12 protein-coding genes, 1 other RNA gene and 3 pseudogenes are annotated in these 22,193 nt (G+C 59.0%); 15 read left to right on the plus strand and 1 reads right to left on the minus strand.

Annotation, left to right across the window (positions count from 1 at the left end):
• The first annotated feature begins 11 nt into the window (after window positions 1–11).
• The 6 genes and pseudogenes from recR (at window position 12) to leuA (ending at window position 6,459) form a co-directional block, all read left to right on the plus strand.
• Complete coding sequence (gene recR / locus GSD1FS_RS03775) at window positions 12–614, plus strand: recombination mediator RecR (protein ID WP_155588434.1); 603 nt, start codon at window positions 12–14, stop codon at window positions 612–614.
• Between the two features lie 137 nt (window positions 615–751).
• A complete protein-coding gene (locus GSD1FS_RS03780) occupies window positions 752–1,516 on the plus strand; it encodes an aspartate kinase (protein WP_343030186.1) in 765 nt (254 codons plus the stop codon).
• A gap of 62 nt (window positions 1,517–1,578) precedes the next feature.
• Complete coding sequence (locus tag GSD1FS_RS03785; protein ID WP_155588435.1) at window positions 1,579–2,145, plus strand: ACT domain-containing protein; 567 nt, start codon at window positions 1,579–1,581, stop codon at window positions 2,143–2,145.
• Between the two features lie 86 nt (window positions 2,146–2,231).
• Window positions 2,232–3,302 (plus strand): aspartate-semialdehyde dehydrogenase, encoded by a 1,071-nt coding sequence (locus GSD1FS_RS03790; RefSeq protein WP_155588436.1) that lies wholly within the window; start codon window positions 2,232–2,234, stop codon window positions 3,300–3,302.
• Between the two features lie 376 nt (window positions 3,303–3,678).
• Window positions 3,679–4,238 (plus strand): annotated as a pseudogene (locus GSD1FS_RS03795) (DUF5701 family protein).
• 307 nt (window positions 4,239–4,545) lie between these two features.
• Complete coding sequence (gene leuA / locus GSD1FS_RS03800) at window positions 4,546–6,459, plus strand: 2-isopropylmalate synthase (protein ID WP_155588437.1); 1,914 nt, start codon at window positions 4,546–4,548, stop codon at window positions 6,457–6,459.
• A gap of 96 nt (window positions 6,460–6,555) precedes the next feature.
• Here the strand turns inward: leuA and GSD1FS_RS03805 are convergent, their stop codons facing one another.
• Window positions 6,556–8,907, minus strand: coding sequence for a transglycosylase domain-containing protein (locus GSD1FS_RS03805; RefSeq protein WP_155588438.1), 2,352 nt, complete (start codon window positions 8,905–8,907; stop codon window positions 6,556–6,558).
• A 215-nt stretch (window positions 8,908–9,122) separates the two neighbouring features.
• On the opposite strand from GSD1FS_RS03805, the gene GSD1FS_RS03810 reads away from it, so the two are divergent.
• From GSD1FS_RS03810 to GSD1FS_RS03850, 9 genes and pseudogenes are all read left to right on the plus strand, one after another.
• On the plus strand, window positions 9,123–10,265 hold the full coding sequence (locus GSD1FS_RS03810) for an inositol-3-phosphate synthase (protein ID WP_155588439.1): 1,143 nt from the start codon (window positions 9,123–9,125) through the stop codon (window positions 10,263–10,265).
• A gap of 190 nt (window positions 10,266–10,455) precedes the next feature.
• Window positions 10,456–10,552: signal recognition particle sRNA small type (gene ffs, locus GSD1FS_RS03815), an RNA gene on the plus strand.
• Window positions 10,553–10,727: 175 nt separating this feature from the next.
• Window positions 10,728–11,948 (plus strand): phosphatase PAP2 family protein, encoded by a 1,221-nt coding sequence (locus GSD1FS_RS03820; protein ID WP_155588440.1) that lies wholly within the window; start codon window positions 10,728–10,730, stop codon window positions 11,946–11,948.
• A gap of 188 nt (window positions 11,949–12,136) precedes the next feature.
• Window positions 12,137–15,101, plus strand: a pseudogene (gene topA / locus GSD1FS_RS03825) (type I DNA topoisomerase).
• Between the two features lie 103 nt (window positions 15,102–15,204).
• Window positions 15,205–15,822, plus strand: a complete 618-nt coding sequence (tmk, locus tag GSD1FS_RS03830; protein WP_155588441.1) for a dTMP kinase — start codon at window positions 15,205–15,207, stop codon at window positions 15,820–15,822.
• A 6-nt stretch (window positions 15,823–15,828) separates the two neighbouring features.
• On the plus strand, window positions 15,829–17,139 hold the full coding sequence (locus tag GSD1FS_RS03835) for a DNA polymerase III subunit delta' (protein ID WP_155588442.1): 1,311 nt from the start codon (window positions 15,829–15,831) through the stop codon (window positions 17,137–17,139).
• Between the two features lie 52 nt (window positions 17,140–17,191).
• A complete protein-coding gene (locus GSD1FS_RS03840; RefSeq protein WP_155588443.1) occupies window positions 17,192–17,746 on the plus strand; it encodes a YbhB/YbcL family Raf kinase inhibitor-like protein in 555 nt (184 codons plus the stop codon).
• A 484-nt stretch (window positions 17,747–18,230) separates the two neighbouring features.
• Window positions 18,231–19,835, plus strand: a complete 1,605-nt coding sequence (locus tag GSD1FS_RS03845; protein ID WP_155588444.1) for a C69 family dipeptidase — start codon at window positions 18,231–18,233, stop codon at window positions 19,833–19,835.
• Window positions 19,836–20,308: 473 nt separating this feature from the next.
• Window positions 20,309–21,825, plus strand: a pseudogene (locus GSD1FS_RS03850) (formate--tetrahydrofolate ligase).
• The last annotated feature ends 368 nt before the right edge of the window (window positions 21,826–22,193 follow it).

The following is a 22,193-nucleotide window of genomic DNA, read 5'->3' on the forward strand; positions in this document are numbered from 1 at the left end:
GAGGGAACACCATGGTGTTGGCGTATGACGGTGCCATTCAACGGCTTATCGACTCGTTTGCGAGTCTGCCGGGCATCGGTCCGAAGGGCGCGCAACGCATAGCGTTCTATCTGCTGCAAGCGCCCGACGTGGAGTCGCAGCGTCTCGTGGACGCGATCAGCGAGGTCAAGGCGAAGGTCAAGTTCTGCGAAATCTGCGGGAACGTGTGTGAAAGCAGTCCGTGCGCGATCTGCTCGGATCCGCGCCGCGACCACACCACCATCTGCGTGGTGGAGGAGCCCAAAGATGTGATGAGCATTGAGAATACGCGCGAATACCGCGGACTCTACCAAGTGCTCGGCGGTGCGATCAACCCGATGGCCAACATTGGCCCGAGCGACCTCAACATCGCACAGCTGCTCAACCGTTTGAAAGACGGTCAGGTCAAGGAAGTCATCGTTGCGCTCAACCCGAATATCGAGGGGGAGGCGACCACCACATATTTGAGCCGTCTGCTCACGCCGCTCGATATCAAGGTGACGCGTTTGGCGAGCGGCCTGCCGGTGGGCGGCGATCTTGAATACGCCGATGAAATCACGCTGTCGCGCGCACTCGAAGGACGCCGCGAAGTGTGAGTCTGCGCGAGATTTCGCATCGTGAGCCGAGCAGACGCCGGTAGTAAGCGAATCCATATAATAATCGTGCTTGATGCGTACACTGAAAGCACATTCGGCCCTACACAAGTTTTACATAGCACAGAATGGGATAAGTCGTGGCTCTTATCGTACAGAAATACGGTGGTTCGTCAGTAGCAGACGCCGATTCGATCAAGCGTGTGGCAAAACGAATTATTGAAACGAAGAACGCCGGTAACGACGTGGCCGTTGTGGTCTCCGCGATGGGAGATACGACCGACGATCTCATCGATCAGGCGCTGAGCATCGACTCGAACCCGCCCGCCCGCGAAATGGACATGCTGATGACGGCTGGCGAACGCATCTCGATGAGCTTGCTGGCAATGGCGATTCACGCCGCCGGCTCGCACGCTTACTCGTTCACCGGCTCGCAGGCTGGCTTCATGACCGACGCGCAATTCGGTGCCGCGCATATTCGCGCAGTCAACCCCGACCGCGTGCGCCGCGCGCTGAACAAGGGCAGCGTGGCGATTGTCGCCGGCTTCCAAGGCCAGAGCGAACGCGGTGACGCGACGACGCTTGGGCGTGGAGGTTCCGACACCTCGGCCGTCGCGCTCGCCGTTGCCCTCGGAGCCGACGTGTGCGAGATCTACACCGATGTGGACGGCATCTTCACCGCCGATCCGCGCATTGTGCCGACCGCGCGCCGCATTCCCGCGGCTGGGTACGACGAGATTCTCGAGATGTCGTCGTGCGGTTCGAAGGTGCTGGCATTGCGTTGCGTCGAATACGCGCAGCGTTTCAAGATGCCGTTGCATGTGCGCAGCTCGTTTTCTCACCGTCCGGGCACGCTCGTGCTGCCCGACGGCGTTGACCCGAAGTCGCTGCCGAACGTCAACTGAGCAGTAATTTATATTTTGAAAATTTAAATATATTTATAATAAATTCGAATACGGAGAATATTATGAGCGATAATAACGATCAGTCGTTGGGTGATCTCTTCCCAGACCTCGGTCAAGAGACGCCTATCATCTCTGGCGTTGCGCATGACCGCACCGAGTCTCTGGTGACTGTGCGCGGCGTCGCTGACGAGCCGGGCATGGCGGCGCGCGTGTTCACGCGTCTCGCTGAGCTGGGTGTGAACGTCGACATGATCGTTCAGGCGGGCGCCTCCACCGGCACCGCCGATATTTCGTTCACTATTCCGGGGTCGGCCGCCACCCGCGTCGAGGAGGCGCTGGCCAACGAGCAGGATTCGCTCGGCTACAAGTCGTTCGATGTGAACCCGAACGTCGGCAAAGTCGCCGTTGTGGGCGTCGGCATGAAAACGCACTCCGGTCTCGCGGCTCGCTTCTTCCAGGCGCTGAGCGAGAAGGGCATTAACGTGCTGATGATCTCCACGTCTGAGATTCGCATCGCCGCGCTCGTGCCACTCGCGCAACTCGACGACGCCGTGCGCGCGCTGCACAGCGCCTACGGACTGGACTCCGACAAGGTTGAGGCGGTTGTGTACGGCGGCACTGGTCGCTGAGTGCCGCACGCAATAATAATATAAAAATAATTATTTTATTTGTAATAATGTAATTTTCGGCAGACAATAAGAGAAGGAGCCGAACAATGGTACAGATCAACGAGCGTGGAGTGAACGTCGCGGTGCTCGGAGCCACCGGCCAGGTCGGCATGGTGATGCGCCGCGTGCTCGACGAGCGCAACTTCCCAGTCAAGGATTTGCGTTTCCTCGCATCCGCGCACTCCGCCGGCACGGTGCTCAACTGGCGTGGGCACGACATCACCGTGGAAGATGTCGCCACCGCCGACCTGAGCGGCATCGACATTGCGATTTTCTCCGCAGGCGGCGGCACGTCGAAGATCTGGGCTCCCAAGTTTGCCGAAGCGGGCGCATATGTGATCGACAACTCCTCGCAATGGCGCATGCATGACGATGTGCCGCTGGTGGTTGCCGAAGTGAACCCGGACGATCTCGATGAGATCCCGTCGCGCATCGTCGCGAACCCGAACTGCACCACGATGGCGATCATGCCGGTTGTCAAGCCGCTGGCAGACAAGTTCGGCCTCAAGCGACTGATCGTCAGCTCGTATCAGGCGGTGTCGGGCGCGGGGCGCGCCGGCGTCGAGCAGCTGCTCAACGAGGCGACTGCCGCGATCGAACAGGGCGCCGACAAGCTCGTGTTCAGCGGCGATGCAATCAAGTTCCCTGAACCCACCAAGGTGGTGCGCACAATTGCGTTCAACGAGGTGCCGTTCATCGGCGCGATCGTCGACGATGGTTCGGAAGAAACCGATGAGGAGCAGAAGCTGCGCAACGAAAGCCGTAAGATTCTGCACCTGCCGGAGCTCAAGGCGTCGTGCACCTGCGTGCGCGTCGGTGTGTTCACCGCGCATGGCATGAGCGTTAACGCCGAGTTCGAGAACGAGGTCAGCGTCGAGGAAGCGCGCAAGGTGCTCGAGAACGCACCTGCCGTCGAACTGACCGACATTCCGACCGCGCAACTCGCTGCCGGCAAGACGCCGAGCTTCGTCGGTCGCATCCGCGTTGACCAGGCGGTTGACGACAACAAGGGCCTTGCATTCTTCGTCACGAACGACAATCTGCGCAAGGGCGCTGCGCTCAACGCGGTTGAACTTGCCGAGATCGTGGCACAGAAGCATTTCGCCGACCAGCTCTGATCCAACTCTCCAACTTTCATGGGGCGACCTGTTTGTAAGCAGGTCGCCCTTATTTCGTCTTTCGTGCACCCCATTTCGTTGTTAGGCGTCCACTCCCTGCCCTCTAGTTCGCTGGCGGGGATATAAAACTCCGTTACCCTCATATATGCGGCTGAGGAAAACCGCTATTTTCCAACGAAAAGGTATTTGAGATACTTGAAGCCAAGAGAGTTTTATATCCCCACCAGCGAAATAGGGGGTGCGGGGATGGGGAAGCGGGGCGGTTTCACGATGATGGCGTGATGCGGCTATGCTGGAGAGCATGTCAATGGCATCGATCGAAGCGACTAAGCAGCTGGATAGAATCGTGGCGTTGGGCTACCCCGACGTTGCAGATATGAGCGCCGACGCCTTTCGCGCGCTGGCACGCCCACTGATACGCGCGCTCGAGAACAGCGACCTGGGCGAAAATATTCTGCTCGTGCCGACGCGCGAGCTCGTCACACCGGAATCGCTTATCGCACGAACCAGCATCGATCGCATGGCTGGATTCACCACGATGCCACCTCGAGATATCGTCAGTTTTTGCCCACCAGCGGATTCGAGCCGCCGGAAGGTCCGTTCTATTTGGTCATCGAGCCTCACACCGGCACTTGCTATGTGAACCGCGAGCCAGACGTTGCGCGCAAACTCATCGAATCCGATGAGCGCCTGCCGCTCACGCTCGAAGAGGGGCTTGCCATCGCAACGCAGCACCCTGAGTGGTTGCTCGAGAAGAACGGCTTCAACCTACTGGGCTCGCGCAGTGCCGATGGCCGCGTGCCAAGCATCTGGATGAGCCAAAGTGCGCCACGCTTGGGGGCGGTTTGGCCGAACTCGCGCCACACGTGGCTCGGCAACGCCTACTGCCTCGCGCGCCGCGGCGTGAGCCTCATCGAAGGCCGCTCCAACAACTAATTACGACGGCTGGCTACTGCGGCTCATTACTTCGGCAACAGCGTGTTTCTGCCTGTGGCTTCTCCTCACAGATCGCTCTCCCCGCGGCCCGTGTATATACATATATATTGGTCGAAAAGAGTGAAAGCATGGCAAAAAGCGCGTATTTTATACGACAGTTGTAAAAATTTGCTGAAAATAGCCGAAATGCGGACGTTTGTTCGTGTGTCTCCCCTGAGTTTGTATATCGTATTTTCTACGCGTGCATGCCGCCGTGGGCGAAATGCGCGCGCGAATAGTATCAACGCGAATTTAAAAGGAGGAGAAGATGGGTCAGAATCAATCATCGGTGTTTGATCTCGCAGCCGTAGCCGCGGCGTCCAACGGAGGGAACAATGACCCGCTGCTGCCTCCGGCACGTTTTATTGGCGCCCCGCAAAAGCCCAGCAAGATGCCATACACAAAATATGTGGCGTATGGCAAGCAGGTGCCGTTTGACTACCCGGAGCGCACGTGGCCGGGCAAGCAGCTGCATCGCGCGCCACGCTGGTGCTCCGTCGATCTGCGCGACGGCAATCAGGCGCTGGTCAATCCGATGGATTCCGAACGCAAACTGCGCTTCTGGAACATGCTCGTAAACATGGGCTTCAAAGAGATCGAAGTCGGCTTCCCGAGCGCTTCGGAAACGGATTATGACTTCATTCGCATGCTCATCGAGCGCGAACTGATTCCAGATGACGTGACGATCGTCGTGCTCACGCAGGCTCGCGAGCACCTGATCCGCAAAACGTACGAATGCCTCAAGGGTGTCAAGCGCGCGATCGTGCACTTCTACAACTCCGTCTCCGTGCTGCAGCGCGAAGTGGTGTTCCGCAAAGATCGCGCAGGCATCAAGAAGCTCGCCACCGACGCGGCGCACCTGTGCAAGGAACTCGAGAGCGACGCCGAGGGCATTGATCTTTACTACGAGTACTCACCGGAATCGTTCACCGGCACGGAACCGGACTACGCGGTGGAAGTGTGCAATGCGGTTATCGACGTGATCAAGCCGACTCCGCAGCACCCGATGATCATCAATCTGCCGGCCACTGTGGAGATGACGACGCCGAACGTGTTCGCCGACGAAGTGGAATACGTGTCGAACAATCTGCGTGACCGCGACTCTGTGGTGCTCTCGCTCCACCCGCACAACGACGAAGGCATGGGCGTGGCAGCCGCCGAGCTTGGCATTCTCGCAGGCGCGGACCGCATTGAAGGTTGCTTGCTCGGCAACGGCGAACGCACCGGCAACGTCGACTTGGTGACGCTCGGGCTCAACATGCTCACGCAGGGCATCGACCCGCAGCTCGACCTCTCCGACATGCCCGGCATTCGCAAGACCGTTGAATACTGCAACCAGATCAAGATCTCCGAACGCCACCCATACGCCGGCAACTTCGTGTTCACCGCGTTCTCCGGTTCGCACCAAGACGCGATCAAGAAGGGACTCGAAGCTCGCGAAGTGGCTGCCGACATGGCTGGCGTCGACGTCGAGAACTTCGTGTGGCTCGTGCCATACCTGCCGATCGACCCGAAGGATATCGGCCGCTCGTACGAGGCGATCATTCGCGTGAACTCGCAGTCTGGCAAAGGCGGCATGGCATACCTGCTCAAGGCGAACCACAATCTCGACCTGCCGAAGAATTTGCAGGTGGAGTTCGAGAAGATCGTGCAGCAGCACGCCGACGAGACGAAGAAGGAAGTCAAGGACGGCGACATCTGGCGCCTGTTTAAAGACGAATACCTGCCCGTCGAAGAGTCCGGCGCGATTGAGTTGGGCGAAGTGGTTGCCGACACGCTTGACGAGACGCTTGATCAGTGGGGTCGCCTGAAGCTGCTCAAGGTGAGCATGAGCTCCGGCGAAGACGGCTCCGACACCCGCTTGACCGCCACCGTGCTCGACCGCGGCATCAACGTTGGCAAGGAACCCGAGGTGACGCGCGAAATCGAGGGCGCGGGCAACGGCCCGATCGCCGCGTTCCTCGACGCTCTGAAGAGCTTCGGCGTAGAGGCTTCGGTGATCGACTACGCTGAGCACACGATGTCGGTCGGCTCCGACGCGCTCGCCGCTTCATACGTGCAGTGCGAAGTCGGTCAGGAAGATGAAGAGAAATCTATCGTCTGGGGCGTCGGCATTGACTCGTCGATTATCACGAGCTCGCTGAAGGCGATTATCTCCGCGATCAATCGCTCCAATCGCTGATTAATAATATAAATTATTAGTAATATATAGAAAATGGCTGCGAAGTAATAATTATTACTTCGCAGCCATTTTCTATATTTGATTATTTATAAGCAATTACTGTTGTTGCCCAGTATTGCCGGTATTAGTACCGGTGTTTCCAGTATTTCCGGTGTCACCTGTAGTGCCGCCGCTATTGCCAGTGTTATTGCCGGTATTATTGCCACTGCTCCCGCTGTTTTCACCAGTATTCGCGTCTGACTCATTCTTGTCGGTAGACGTGTCAGCCTTGTCTTTATTGGTGTCAGTCTCAGAATTATTGTTCGCAGTGTCAGTTGGCGACGGAGAAGCCGAAGTAGTCGGGGACTGCGACGGCGTGGACTGCGTGTTGTTATTCGTGTTGTTCTGCGTCGTCGTAGCGCCGCCGAGACCCCAGTCGCCGTTCGGCCCGCCGATCTTGCCGTTGTCGACGGCGGTCGGGAACTGCTCGACCTCCTGGCCTTGCATCGCCTGCTCCATGAACTCAGTGAACAGGTGAGCCGGGTAGCCGGTGGAAGATACGCCATAGCCGGCGAACTGCGGAACGACTTGATTCTCGCCGTTCTCGCCAGGATTCCAGATGGCCCACACGCTCATCAGCTGCGGAGTGTAGCCGACGAACGAAGCGGCGGTCTCGTCGTTTGCCGTGCCGGACTTGCCGGCCACAGGGCGTCCCAGCGTGGTGGAGGTGCCAGCCGCCGTGCCATATTGCGTGGTGCCGAGCATCGCGTTCTGCACCAAGTAGCAATCGTTCGCCTCGAACACCTTCTTCGTGCCGAGGTTCGGCTTGTACATCTCTTTGTCGCTCTTGAGCACGCGATCCACGAGGTGCAGCTTGTTGTATGTGCCACCGTTCGCAATCGTCGAATGACCTTGCGCGAGATCCCACACGGTCAGCGAATTGATGCCCAGAATGTTGTAGAGCGTATCTTCCTGAATGTCGCCGGTGATGCCTGCGTCATGGGCGATCTGCGCGAAACGCTTCGGAGTCAAGTGCTCGTTCACGTTCATGAACACGGTGTTCACCGAGTTCGCCGTCGCCTGCTTCAGGTTGATGTTGCCCCAGCTGATGCCGAGCGCGTTCGGAACGTCGGCGTATGTGCCGGTGGTCGTTTCGAAGCGCACCGGCGAATTGCCGTTGAACAACGTGTTGAAGTTCACGTTATCCTGCGCAGCACCCAGCAAACCGAACGGTTTCATCGTGGAGCCGGGCTGGAACGTGGCCTGCGTAGCGTTGTTGAGCTGGTGCTTCAAGTAGTCGGTGCCGCCATAAATGCCTTTGACCGCGCCCGTTTTCTGGTCGAGGGCTATGCCGCCCACCTGAATACTTTCGGGCATATCGCTCGGGCGATCGTTGCCGGTCGACTCCATCTGCTGCTGAGTGTTCTTGTCGAGCGTCGAAATGATCTTGTAGCCGCCGGTTTCCAGCTCGTCTTTGTCGAACGCCTTGTTGTTCACCAATTCGTTCTCGATGGCTGTGAGCAGGTAGCCGTTCTGACCGGAGAAGTCGTTGTTCGTCGTCACGGCCTTCACTTCAGGGAACTTGGCGCTGCTCGCCTGGTCAGCGGTGATGTAGCCGTCTTCCTTCATGATGCGAATCACGCGCTCGAAGCGGCTCTTCGCCTGCGCTTCGTTCACCGCGGGATCCCATGAGCTCGGCGCGGGGATGATGCCGGCGAGCATCGCGGCCTCCGACACCGTGAGATCTTTCGCATCTTTGCCGTAATACGCTTGTGCGGCGGCCTGAATGCCGTACGCGCCACGACCCAGGTAGATCGTGTTCATGTAGTTGCACAGCACCTGGCTCTTATCTTGCGAATTTGCGATCTTCATAGCGAGGAACGCCTCGCGAATCTTACCCGTGTACGACGTGGTTTCGCCGAGATAATATCGCTCCGCATACTGCTGCGTGATCGTCGAACCGCCCTGACGCGAGCCGGTAGTCAGATTGTTGTACAGCGCGCGTGCCATGCCCATGATGTCGATGCCGCCGTTCGTGTAGAACGAGCGGTCTTCCGAGGCGACGATCGCGTTGCCCACATAGTCGGGGAGCACGGAGCAGTCGATAATCTCACGGTTTTGTTCGGAGAATGAGCCGATCGGCGTTGTGCCATCGGAGTAATACACGGTCGTCTTCTCAGCGAGCGCAACCTTCTCCGGCTGTGGAATCTCAGTCGTCGCATACAAATATGCGAACAGGCCGATGCCGATGGCGAGCAGGCCGCCGATCACACCGAGCAGAATCTTCCACCACAGTCCTTTTTTACGATTCTTCTTCTTTTTCGGACCGTTCGGATTGGCGTTACGGCGCGAGTTTTGTTTCTTTGCGCGGTGCGAAGAGCTCGCTTTATGCGTGCCTCGCGTGGAGCTTGTGCCCCTGTTATTCGACGAGGCAGAGCGAGAGCTTGCGGTACGTGTCTGTGAAACCATGCGTTCCACGGTAGTCAAACACCCTGAGAAATGGCAACGCCTACTGACTAATCTCCACAATCGACCTCTATATAAATATGGAGAACAGCTGTTCATGCTGTAGTGTTTTCCAGCACACCGACTATCTTCAATAGGTATCTCTCGAATTGCATCGCGGGAATTACAAGGTATGCTTAAAAGCGGAAAATCGCTCACAAGTTAGAGGAGTCGTTTAGATGAGCATTCGCGTGGCTATTGCCGGTGTGGGTAATTGCGCCTCATCATTGGTGCAGGGCGTTGAATTTTATAAGGACACCAAGGATGAAGACAAGATCCCTGGTCTGATGCACAACAACTTTGGCGGATACCGTGTTCGCGACATCGAGTTCGTGACCGCGTTCGACGTTGACTCGGAGAAGGTCGGCAAGGACCTCTCTGAAGCCATCGGCGCTTCGCAGAACAACACGATCAAGTTCGCCGACGTGCCGAACCTGGGCGTCGAAGTGCTGCGCGGACCAACGTATGACGGTCTCGGCGAGTACTACCGCGAAATGATCACCGAGTCCGACGCCGCTCCGGTTGACGTGGCTCAGGTGCTGCGCGACAAGAAGGTCGACGTGCTCGTCTCCTACCTGCCTGTGGGCTCCGAAGAAGCTGACAAGGCTTACGCCCAGGCTGCTATGGACGCCGGTTGCGCGTTCGTCAACTGCCTGCCAGTGTTCATCGCCTCCGACCCGGTGTGGGCTCAGAAGTTCCGTGACGCCGGCGTGCCGATCATCGGCGACGACATCAAGAGCCAGGTCGGCGCAACGATCACGCACCGCGTGCTCGCCCGTCTGTTCGAGGATCGCGGCGTGCGCCTCGACCGCACGTACCAGCTCAACGTCGGCGGCAACATGGACTTCATGAACATGCTGCAGCGCTCCCGCCTGGAATCCAAGAAGATCTCCAAGACCCGCGCCGTCACCTCCGTGGTTCCTCACGACATGGATCCGCACAACGTGCACATCGGCCCGTCCGACTACGTGGCATGGCTCGACGACCGCAAGTTCGCATTCGTGCGTCTCGAAGGCACCACGTTCGGTGACGTTCCGCTGAGCCTCGAATACAAGCTGCAGGTGTGGGATTCCCCGAACTCCGCAGGCATCGTGATCGACGCCGTGCGCGCCGCCAAGATCGCTCTCGACCGCGGTCTGGCCGGCCCGGTTCTGGCTCCGTCCTCCTACTTCATGAAGTCCCCAGCGGTTCAGCATGAAGACACCGAGGCTCGCCAGCTCGTCGAAGCCTTCATCAAGGGTGACGTGGAAGCCAACGAAGAACAGCTCAATGCCGATGTTGCCTCCGCAAAGGCCGCCGGCAAGGATGTTTGGAAGGCCTGAGCTTTCAGAGCTTTTGAACGCTTCGCGCTGTGACACACTAGTGTGCCACATAGCGTTATGGGGTTCGCGATCATATGGTCGCGAACCCCATTTTTCATTCGTTCTGCCCATTTTCACGCATATTCAGGCACGTTCAAGAGGAGTGTGAGCGACATGCGGATGCGAATGGGGTGGCGATGGTGTACACTGGCTTACGCCTCCGTGTGGCATTACGTCACCCAATCCCCCCAGGGCAGGAATGCAGCAAGGGTAAGTGGCCTATGATGGGTGCGCGGAGGTTTTCTCATACTTTCGCGGCTTTTCGCATATTGCCGATTCCCCAATGGTTTCAAGGCTCTTTGATTCCTATGCCATAACTCACCCCATAGACGCTAAAAGAGCAGGAGCGGTGGTGCCAGCCCAACGGCAGAACACAAACGCCAGTTAGCGTTCGGTTTAGCAGTCCACGTAATGTTTTGTAGCATGAGCGAGCAAGACGAATCCAAGAACCGCAACGGAGCACCCGATCCGGCGACGCACACGGCGGAACAGACGCAGTGGTCGGTGCTGGAGAGCAATCAGCAGACCAGCCGCCATGAAGCGACTCCCGAGGAATTGCGGGCAACATTCACCGCCGAGCAGCTCGACGGGTTCATTCCGCTGGCCGAGTCAGAGCGCCGCGAGCAGCAAGCGCGGCAGGCACAGCAGGCGCGTGGCAAGGGCAGGCGTGCGAGCCTTGCCGACACCGATCTTTCGGCAGACATCGATGCAGGGCTCGCCAAGCTCGACCCATTGATGATTCACCCGCGCATGTCAAGCCGAGTGCTGTGCGGCATATTCGCGGTCGTGTTCGCACTGCTCGCATTCGCGTCGTATTGGTTCGGCGTGCAAACCACTTCGGGGCAAGGCTACGAGGCGCTCGTCATCGACAACTTCGCGAACACGGTGCCACAATGGTTGCTCGACTATAACTTGGGATTGACGAATTCCACCGTGGTGGTTGCGGTGAGCCTGACATTCGGCGCAGTGGCGATCATCGTGGCGTTGATTCGCAGACGCTGGTGGCTGGCAGGCCAGCTCGTCGTGTTCGCGGCGGTGAGCTATGGCTTGGCTCGACTGCTCAAAACCGTTCTGCCGCGCCCATACCTGATGGAGATTCGCTCATCCACCGTGAACTCCGCACCATCCGGCCACACGATGCTCGCGATCGTGGCTGGAATCATGCTCATATGCGCGGTTCCGCACGCATTCCGCGCCCTCTGTGCCATCATCGCCACCGTGTATTCCACACTGGTGGGCACGCTGGTGATCGTCGACCGCTGGCACCGCCCCTGCGATGTGCTGATGTCGGTGTTCCTCGCCGGCGCGCTCGCCGCGCTGATGCTGCTGTTCACGCGCACCAGCGGCATGGATAAACCGGGCAACCGCGTATCTTCTCCCACCGTGCAGATCGCAGCCTCCGTGCTCATCACGCTCGGCGTGTGCGGCAGTGCGTATGCGGCATATATTGTGTGGCAAATCTACTCCGGTCTGCAATACATGTCGTCGTGGTCTGTGTCTGGCGCGTGCATGTCTACCGGCGTGCTCGTCATCGCAATCAATGCGTTGGTGTGCGGAGTCATACTCGCGTTGCGTCAGCTCACCGCCTCGCCGCTGTCGCGTCTCGGTCAGATCGGTGCGCCGCCAGCTCCGCCGCGCAAATAACACAGAAACAAATAACACAGAAACTATGGCATACCGCAGTTTCTGCACACTCATCTTGAATTACGCCGCCAGTGCGTGTTGTCGCGGTACACGTATAGTAAACGTACAGAGGAGACTCGCAGATGTGCGGCAAGCGTGAGTGACGTGAGTACTATGTGGTCTCGTCAGCAAAGATGTAAGGAGAACAAATGGCTACCGGCAGCAAGCTCGTCATAGTGGAGTCTCCCGCCAAAGCAAAGAAGATCGGCGGGTATCTCGGAGACGGCTACACCGTTTTGGCGTCGGTCGGTCATATTCGCGACCTCGCCCAGCCGAGCCAGATCCCGGCTGCCGATAAAGCGAAATACGGCAAATTCGGCGTTGACGTTGACGACGGATTCAAGCCCTACTACATCGTGGACTCCGAAAAGAAGAAGACGGTATCTGAACTGCGCGCGGCACTGAAAAAGCCGACGAACTCTACCTCGCAACTGATGAGGATCGCGAAGGAGAGGCCATCGCCTGGCACCTTGTGCAGACGCTCAAGCCGAAAGTGCCCGTGAAACGCATGGTGTTCCACGAGATCACACCGGAAGCGATCAAGGATTCGCTGAACCACACTCGCCAAGTCGACGACCACATGGTTGACGCGCAGGAGACCCGCCGCGTGCTCGACCGCTTGTATGGCTATGAGCTCTCGCCTGTGCTGTGGCGCAAGGTGGGCCCGGGACTTTCCGCAGGCCGCGTGCAGTCGGTCGCCACGCGCTTGATCGTTGAGCGCGAACGTGAACGCATGGCGTTCGTACGCGCCCCGTACTGGGACGTGCTCGCCACGCTGACCGCACAGAACGCGCTCGGCGACATGGAAGATTTCGATTCGCGCATGGTGGCGCTCGCCGGCCGTCGCTTGGCTGGCTCGAAGGATTTCAGCGACGATGGCACGTTGACCGCCGCCGCGAAGCGCGATGACGTTCAGCAACTGGGCGAGCAGGAGGCGAACGCGCTCGCCGACGCGTTGCGCGACGCTCGCTTCCGCGTGGCTTCGGTGGAGAAGAAGCCGTATCGCCGTCGCCCACAGCCGCCGTTCACCACCTCGACGTTGCAGCAGGCGGCTGGCAATAGGCTGGGCATGTCGTCACGCCAGACGATGCGCGCTGCGCAGAGCCTTTACGAAAACGGCTATATCACCTACATGCGTACCGATTCGGTGACGCTGAGCCAAGAGGCTATCGCGGCTGCGCGCGATGCCGTTGCGCAGCATTTCGGCAAAGAATACTTATCGGAAAAACCGAAGCAATACGCGACGCGCACGGCTGGCGCGCAGGAAGCCCACGAGTGCATTCGACCGGCTGGCTCGCACTTCCGCGACCCGTCGCAGCTGGCAACGCTGCCGCCGGATCAGCTCAGGCTCTACACGCTCATCTGGCAGCGCACGCTCGCCTCGCAGATGGCGGACGCCACTGGTTCCACCGCCACCGCGCGCTTCACCGCGCAGGCCGGCAACTTCGGTGAGGCCACATTCCAGTCTTCCGGCACGGTTATTGAATTCCCCGGTTTCATGCGCGTTTCCGGTGACCGTGCTGCCGCGGCACACAAAAAGGCGACGATTCCGCGAACGCGAACTCTGCTTCGCTGCCGCCGCTGACCGAGGGGCAGGAGCTGCCGGCGAAATCCGTTGAGGCAGACGGCCACGAGACGCAGCCGCCGGCTCGCTACACCGAGGCTTCGCTCGTGAAGACGCTGGAGGCCAAGGAGATCGGCCGCCCGTCGACCTACGCGAGCATTATTTCGACGATTATTGACCGCGGCTATGTGTATGAGCGCGGTCGTGCGCTGATCCCCAGCTGGCTGGCGTTCGCAGTGACGAAACTGCTCGAGACGAAGTTCCCGAAATATGTGGATTACCAGTTCACCGCCGACATGGAGAACGGACTCGACCAGATCGCTCACGGCCAGGAAACCGGCCGCGACTGGCTCACCCGCTTCTACTTCGGCTCCGGCGAAGGTGCTGCGCATTCCGCTGACGAAGCTCACGAAGGATTGCAACGCCAAGTCGCGCAGCTCGGTGAAATCGATGCCCGCGAGATCAACACGATTCCGATTGGCGACGGCATTCACGTGCGCGTCGGACGCTATGGCCCGTATTTGGAAGACACGAAGAACCTCGACGCCGAAGGCAACCCGAAGCATGCGTCGATTCCCGACACGGTGGCACCCGACGAGCTGACCGTTGCCAAAGCACGCGAGCTCATCGAAGCCAACGCCGATGGCCCGCGAGTGCTCGGCACCGACCCCGCGACCGGCGGCACTGTGGAGCTGCGCAACGGTCGCTTCGGCCCGTACGTGGCGCTGGTGACTCCCGAATCCGCTGATCACGAGACTGCCGACGCGAAGAGCAAGGCGAAGAAGGGCGCTGAACCGCGCCCGAAGATGGCGTCGCTGTTCAAGTCGATGAGTCCAGACACGTTGACGCTCGATGACGCGCTGCGTTTGCTGAGCTTGCCGCGCACCGTGTGCACATACAGCGAAGTGGATCCGAAGACCGGCGAAACCGCCGACGTGACCGTGAGCGCCAGCAATGGGCGCTATGGCCCGTATTTGACGAAGACCCGTGTCGGCGGCGGCAGTGAAACCCGCTCGCTGCCCAACGAAGACGCTATTTTCACGATCGACGAGGCTGGCGCACAGGCATTGTTCGCACAGCCGAAGTATGGTCGCGGGCGTTCTGCGAAGCCGCCGCTGCGCACACTCGGTGCAGACCCGACTTCGAAGCGCGAAGTGACGATCAAAGAGGGCTTCTACGGCGCATACATAACCGACGGCGAAACGAATCGTTCGCTGCCGAAGCAGTATGATCCGAAGACCATCTCTGCCGAAGATGCGTTCCGTCTGCTCGCTGAGAAGCGCGCGGCAGGGCCGTCCAAGCGTCGCGGTCGTAAGTCTTCGGCGAAGAGTGCGAAGAGCACTGCGCGCAAGACGAGCGCGAAGAAGTCAAGCACTGATGCGGCGCGCGATAAGCGCCGTAAGCAGGTGCGCGAACTCGCCGACAAAGGCTGGGCAAACTCGCGCATCGCGAAGGAGATCGGCTCTTCCGCGGCCACTGTGAAGGCAGATATTGAATATATGACCGCGCACGACGGCTACACGCGCCCGCCGGTCACGCCAGCGCGCTAACCACTTTCGACCGATATATATTGGTCGAAAGAAAATAGCCAGCGCGCAGGTAGCCAGATAACGCAGCATATATCTGCGAATACATGCAACTGAACGAGGAACTATGAGCGACGGAGTGTTCATCTCATTCGAAGGAGTCGACGGCGCCGGCAAAACCACGCAAGTGGAGCGCCTCGCTCAGTTTTGGCAAGAGCGCGGGCGCGAAGTTGTCGTGACGCGCGAGCCGGGCGGCACTTCGCTGGGCAAGCGAATCCGCGAACTTCTGCTCGCAGACCCGAACGAGACGATCACTCCGCGCGCCGAAGCGCTGCTGTTCGCGGCGGATCGCGCGCAGCACGTCGAGCAGATCATTCGCCCGGCATTGGAACGCGGCGCAATCGTCATAACCGACCGCTATCTCGACTCGTCGCTCGCGTATCAATCCGGCGGTCGCGAACTGACCGCCGACGACGTGAAACATTTGAGCATGTGGGCCACGAACTCGCTGCTACCGCGCCGCACATATCTGCTTGACATCGATCCGCGCGTCTCGCACGCGCGACTCACACACGAAGAAGATCGCATGGAATCTGCCGGAGAAAATTTCCAGCAGCGCACGCGTCGCGCGTTTCTTCAGCTGGCAGAAGCGGATCCAGAGCGTTTTCTCGTGATCGATGCAACGCAAACAGCCGACGCCATCGGCGAGTTGATTTGCGCAGACAGCGCGAATCTGGTTGAGTGAAGCGCTATGAGTGTGTGGGATTCGATCGTAGGTCAGCAGCAAGTCGTTGACCAGCTCACAGCCGTGAGCACAGGCGACGCGCGAGGAATCGCGCAGTCGTGGCTTATCTGCGGGCCTGCCGGGTCGGGCACCACGCAGGTCGCGCGCGCGTTCGCCGCCGCGCTCGAAAGCCCGGATCATGGACTCTCTGACACCCCTACGAAAACGAGCGCGCAGATTCTTGCCGGCCGTTTTCCCGACGTAGTCACTTTGCGCACCGACAAGGTGACGATCGGCATCGACGAAGTGCGCGAACTCGTCACATTATCTGAGCAGATGCCGAGCACCGCGCCATGGCGAATCATCATCATCGAGAACACCGAGCGTATGCTTGAGCGCACGACGAACGTGCTGCTCAAAGAGATCGAAGAGCCGTCGCCGCACACGATCTGGCTGCTGTGTGCTCCGAGCGCGCAAGATGTTCTGCCGACCATTCGCTCGCGCACGCGACTCGTCACGCTCGGTGTGCCGCAACCCGAGCAGATCGCGCAATATCTCGAAGAACACGTGACGGTGGAGGAGACTGCGGATACTCGCAGCAGTGCCGCAGCGCGCAAAACCGGCGCGCGCAAAAGCTCCGCGCGGCAGAGTAAGAACGGCAACAACACCGCTGAGAAGACTGCGCAGTCTGCTTCTGCTGCGCCTGCCACAGCGCCGCGTCCGGTGACTCATGAGGTTGCCGCGCGCATCGCCCGCCTGTGCGAGGGAGATCTCAACGTCGCTCGACTCTATGCGCAATATCCGTCGGTGCTCAAAGACAGGGACCGGCTCGTCGCGAATATCGTGACGATGCGACGCGCTTCGCAAGCGGTCATTTTCGCCGGGCAACTCTACGGCAGCGCGCAATCCCAAGCACAGGATCGCGCGGAACGCGCCGCGGACGAGCGGCAGCAGGAGTTCCGCACGCTCAACGGACTGTCGGCAGACGAGCCGATGCCCTCCGAACTGCGCCGCGCATATGTGGCGCTGGGTAAGAAAGACGATATCAAGCGGCAGGCCACGCGACTGACCCGCGACGTGCTCGAGCGCGCGTTCACTACGATTTCGAGTATTTACCGCGACGTCGCCGTGTTCCAGAACGACGCGGAGGAATCGGTGGGTCTCATCAATCTCGAGAACCGCAACGAAATAGCCGAACTCTCTACTGCGCTCACGCGCGAGCAAACCGTGGCGCGTCTCGACGCCGTGGCTGAAGCGCGCCGCCGCATCGCAGGCAACGGCAACGCTCTGCTCGACGTAGAAGCGTTGTTCTGCGCGCTGCTGCCCGCCTCCGCGTAAGTTACGTGAGAACATGGCGCACTTGCGCGGCGAACTGAGAGATACTGGAAGCATGTTAGTTTCCGCAGATTTCACCACAGTTCCCGAGCAGTATGCAAAGAACGCGCCGGAAGACGCGCGCGTCGAAGGCATTCCCTGCATTTCATTCCCGTTCTACATCGACCGTCTCAATCCGCAGGCGAAATACCTGCACTGGGAGTTCAGCGATCCCGACTCGATTCCGGTGTGCGGATTCGAGTGGATTCACTGGACGGTCGCCAATCTGCCGGTCGACGCGATCATGTTCGACCCGAGCGACTCGCACGCGCTCTCGATTCCCGCGGATTTCTCGCGCTCGCTGCCTGCGATGATTCCCGAGGCTCTGCAAGGGCGCAACTCGTCGGCGTCGAAGTTCGTGGGGCGCAGCACGAATCCCGCGCTGATCTCCCGCTACAACGGGCCTCAGCCGCCAGACAAAGATCACCAGTACGTGCTGCAAGTGTGGGGTACTGCCGAGCCGCTCGACGGTTTGGAGCAAGGCTTCTGGCTCAACGAGATGCTGCACTCGCTCGAACGCTCGCATAGTGTGTGTGACGGCGGCGGCATGACAGTCATCGGCAAAGCCTGACGGTTCGTCGCATACCAGCTCCCGGATTGATGCGAGCGCCAGTGAACGTTCACTGGCGCTCGCCGCTGTTTGCAGCGGCATCTCAGGAAAAGCTGATTGCGTGGCCCGAATGTCGGCGCGGACGTATTTCTCTTACGAGGAGACATTACTGAGCATATACACGCATATGAGTGGCGGTTTTCAACGTTTTTTGCCGATTGTACTTGCCGGATGACCGCATAATGTCTCCTTGTAAGCGAAGTACCACCGCACCGGTACCCGAAGCGCAAGCAAAGAGTCATCTCCATTCTCAGCGGGTTCTCAGCGGGGCGAAACCGGGCGCCGCCGATAACCACATCATGGCTCAAAGCGAACGCGTGCGCAGCCGATGTTCTACAGTATGCAACGGTATGCATAATCGCGCGCCACATATTTGGCCGCACCTGCAGGAGACGGTTGCGGCGCAGAGCGCACGTAATGCTGACATTTGATATTGAGGAGTACTATGAGCTGCACTACGATTCTGGTGGGTAAAGACGCCAGCTATGACGGGTCGACGATCATCGCGCGTAACGAAGACAGCGCGAACGGCGAGTTCGATCCCAAGCGTTTCGTCATCGTTCACCCTGAAGACCAGCCGCGCACATACACGAGCGTCATCTCTCATGTGACTGTTGAGCTGCCGGACAATCCACTGCAATATTCCGCCGTGCCGAACGCGGACCTGAAGCAGGGCCAGTGGGCGGAAGCCGGCGTCAACGAAGCGAACGTGGCGATGAGCGCCACCGAAACGCTCACGACGAACGAGCGTGTGCTCGGCGCGGATCCGTTTGTCGAATACGTTCCGGCGGTTGGCAAGGAGGGCGACGCCGACTATGTGCCCGCCCGCGCAGGCGGCATTGGCGAAGAGGATTTCGTCACACTCGTGCTGCCATACATTCGCACTGCACGCGAAGGCGTGGAGCGTTTGGGTGCACTGCTCGAGGAATACGGCACTTATGAGATGAACGGCGTCGCGTTCTCCGACGTCGACGAGATCTGGTGGCTGGAAACCGTTGGCGGCCACCACTGGATCGCCCGCCGCGTGCCAGACGACTCCTATGTGACGATGCCGAACCAGCTCGGCATCGACGAGTTCGATCTCGAAGACGCGCTCGGCGAGCAGAATGACTGCATGTGCTCCGCCGATTTGATGGAGTTCATCGAGAACAATCACCTGGACTTGGCGGTCGAAGACATCAGCGCATTCGACCCGCGCGACGCGTTCGGCTCGCACAGCGACGCCGACCATGTGTATAACACCCCGCGCGCTTGGTTCATGCAGCGCTTCTTCAACCCGCTCGACGAAGTGTGGGATGGCCCTGACGCCGACCACAAGCCGACGAGTGACGATATTCCGTGGGCTCGCCAGGCAGATCGCAAGATCACGATCGAAGACGTCAAGTATGTGCTGAGCTCTCATTATCAAGGCACGCCGTATGATCCGTACGGCACGCTCGGCACCGACGAGACGCGTCACCTGTTCCGCCCGATCGGCATCAACCGTCAGAACCATCTGGCGGTCATGCAGATCCGCCCGTACCGCCCGCAGGTAGACCGCGCGGTGCAGTGGCTCTCGTTCGGTTCGAATCCATTCAACGCGCTCGTGCCGTTCTTCCCGAACGTCAACGACACCCCGGCATATCTGCGTGACACGACCACGCGCGTGACCACCGAGAATCTGTATTGGGAGAACCGCATCATCGCCGTGATGTGCGACGCGCAGTTCGCGCTCACCGCCAACGATGTGGAGCGCTACCAGCAGCGCATGGGATCGTTTGCGAACCAGCTCGTCGCACAGACCGACGCGCAGATCGACGAACTCGTCGGTACGATGGAAGTTCCCGAGTCGGATGACGACATGCTAGGCGAGACCTCCACCGATGTGCAGCCGATGGAACCGGAGGAAATCATCGCCACCGTTCGTAATGAAGCTGCGCGCGAGATTCTCGGCAACGCGAACGAGCGCATGGCTACGACGCTGAAGTCCGCTACCGACCGCCTGCTCGACTCGGTGCTCTACACCGCGAGCATGCACATGAAGAACGGTTTCAATCGTTCCGATAACTGAGCGATCAACTGATTATTTGATTGACTGATTAGTTGTGCTGCGTGCCGCCGTGAGCGTGCGCTCGGCGGCACGCAGAACTATTTAGCACGGTCAGTATGCGAAGGGCTTGCCAGACTTGGCAAGCCCTTTTGCTATGCCCCGTAGCAGGTGAAACTATGCGATTCTATGCAAATCATGCAATACGACCTATGCAAATCAGTAAGTACAGGTTATGCAAATCGTACAGTAGAACTTATGTAAATCAGTAAGTACGATCTATGTAATTCGTACAATACAAGTTATGTAAATCATACAGTAGAGTTTATGTAAATCGTACATTATGAGTCTCAAACACTTGAAAATACAAGGTTTCTGGAGAGCAGCTTACAGTGTGCATAGGGGCGCTGAACTGTTCGCACAATGACACGATTTACATTCGCATGTTGAGATGCTGATATGTTGAGAGAGCAACATAGTCGCGGAAAGGACGTGGAGTGAGCGCAATCGAGAATTTCACCAAACCATACGGATTGGTAGACAAGATCGACGCATTCGGATATCTGGATTATCTCAAGAACAACCCCGACGCACCTCGCAAACACGGCAAGGTCGTGCTGGTCACTGCAGATACGCCGCTCAAGGCATCACGTGGCGAGGGCAAAACGACGACGACGATCGCGCTCATCGACGCGCTTAACGCACGTGGCATCGACGCTGCCGCCGTGCTTCGTCAGCCGAGCATGGGCATCACCGCGGCTGGCTCGAAGGGTGGCGCGTCCGGTGGTGGCAAGGCTTCACTCACGCATCCCGAGCTCATCGACTGGGGTCTGTGCGGCGAAATGGGCTCGATCGAGGCCGCCCAGAACCTGCTCGTCTCGTTTGCAGAGAAGGCGATCGACGATGGCTTGCTCGACACCGTGCTCGTTCCACGCGTTTCCGAAGTGCCGTCGCGCTCGCTGCGCGCAGTGACCGTTGACCGCGGCAAGGGCAACGTGCCTGAGCGCGTGGTGCTGACGCCGACCTGCGAACTCATGCAGATCGTCGTGCTCTCCCGCTCGATGGACGAGATCGCCGATCGCGTGGCGAAGATGATCGCCGGCACGAAAGACGGCAAGCCGGTCACGTTCGGCGAGTTCATTGACTTGTGGCGCATCACGAACATTCTGGCTGATGCGGTGAAACCTGCGAAGACCGAGACGGTGAACGGCTCGCCGGTGTATGTGCACGGAGGTCCGTTCGCCAACGTGTCGATCGGCATTCCGACGCTCGTCTCCGTTGAGATGGCATGCGCGCTGCACGACGTGGTGATCGTCGAGGCTGGCTATGGCGCTGACGCAGGCGCGCAGAAGTGGCTCGACATCGCTTGCCGCGAGTATGGCGCACAGTGGCCGAGCGCCGCCGTCGTGGTGACGCGCGCGACCACCTGGCGTGACGATCCGGCTCTGCAGTGGCGCTACCCGTTCACGTGGAACGCTTGGAAGGGCTTGGCATTCCAACGTTCCCGCTGATCAATCTGTGGGACGGCGAAGACGAACTCGTTCCCGCACTGCGCGAGACTGCCGCCGAGCTCGGCTTCCGCGAGCCGATCGTCGGCAACCTGTTCCGCGACGGCGGTGACGCACTGGTGCCGCAACTCGACGCGTTCGCCGATGCCGTGAATGCTGAGGGCGTGCCTGAGCAGGCGGTGAGCTTGAAGGGCAAGTCGCTGCGCGAGAAGATTGAGTGGGTGTGCGAGAACGCATACGGCGTTCCTGCTGATCGCGTGGTGAAGAAAGACGGCTTCGACGAATCGCTGGCTTCCGCACAGCGCTTGGCGAGCGACGCCGGCATCGCGTTCGATGATCTCGCACTGGTGGCTGTGAAGTCTCCGGCGACGATGACCGACAACGATTCCGCTCCCGCCGACGAGCGCACTGTAACGCTTAAGAAAGTTGAAGTGCACGCTGGCGCTGGCTTGGTGCATGTGAATCTCACGACCTCACTGACCACGCCAATGCCGAAGATCGTCTGATCCGGCAAACAAACTATCTTCTAGCCGCAGACTCGCGCGAGTTCTGAGGCCGGCTGAGCCCCGCAAACCGCTGAATAGCTGGTTTGCGGGGCTTTTGCATACTTCCGACCAATATATGAGTTACAAAGAGGTTATTTCGCGACCGATCTATATAGAGGTCGCAAATATCTGCATTGCGATTCATATATAACTCATATATTGGTCATAAAATAAATCTGTACGGTCAAGTAATGGGCTGATTGAGTCCATATGGCGAGATAGATTGCAGTGTCGATTCCGCTCAAGGAACTCATGGCAAACGGTCACAAAGATGTGCAGAAACCGTGAAATATCAGATAATTAACAAGATATTTACGTGCAGTCACAGA

Origin of the sequence: Bifidobacterium canis (genome assembly GCF_009727065.1) — a bacterium.
Classification (GTDB): Bacteria; Actinomycetota; Actinomycetes; order Actinomycetales; family Bifidobacteriaceae; genus Bifidobacterium; species Bifidobacterium canis.

Excerpts from the sequence above, each read along its gene's own strand:
- recR (WP_155588434.1), top strand. The coding sequence starts at position 12 with ATGGTGTTGGCGTATGACGGTGCCATTCAACGGCTTATCGACTCGTTT.
- GSD1FS_RS03785 (WP_155588435.1), top strand. The coding sequence starts at position 1,579 with ATGAGCGATAATAACGATCAGTCGTTGGGTGATCTCTTCCCAGACCTC.
- GSD1FS_RS03790 (WP_155588436.1), top strand. The coding sequence starts at position 2,232 with ATGGTACAGATCAACGAGCGTGGAGTGAACGTCGCGGTGCTCGGAGCC.
- leuA (WP_155588437.1), top strand. The coding sequence starts at position 4,546 with ATGGGTCAGAATCAATCATCGGTGTTTGATCTCGCAGCCGTAGCCGCG.
- GSD1FS_RS03805 (WP_155588438.1), bottom strand. The coding sequence starts at position 8,907 with ATGGTTTCACAGACACGTACCGCAAGCTCTCGCTCTGCCTCGTCGAAT.
- GSD1FS_RS03810 (WP_155588439.1), top strand. The coding sequence starts at position 9,123 with ATGAGCATTCGCGTGGCTATTGCCGGTGTGGGTAATTGCGCCTCATCA.
- GSD1FS_RS03820 (WP_155588440.1), top strand. The coding sequence starts at position 10,728 with ATGAGCGAGCAAGACGAATCCAAGAACCGCAACGGAGCACCCGATCCG.
- tmk (WP_155588441.1), top strand. The coding sequence starts at position 15,205 with ATGAGCGACGGAGTGTTCATCTCATTCGAAGGAGTCGACGGCGCCGGC.
- GSD1FS_RS03835 (WP_155588442.1), top strand. The coding sequence starts at position 15,829 with ATGAGTGTGTGGGATTCGATCGTAGGTCAGCAGCAAGTCGTTGACCAG.
- GSD1FS_RS03840 (WP_155588443.1), top strand. The coding sequence starts at position 17,192 with ATGTTAGTTTCCGCAGATTTCACCACAGTTCCCGAGCAGTATGCAAAG.
- GSD1FS_RS03845 (WP_155588444.1), top strand. The coding sequence starts at position 18,231 with ATGAGCTGCACTACGATTCTGGTGGGTAAAGACGCCAGCTATGACGGG.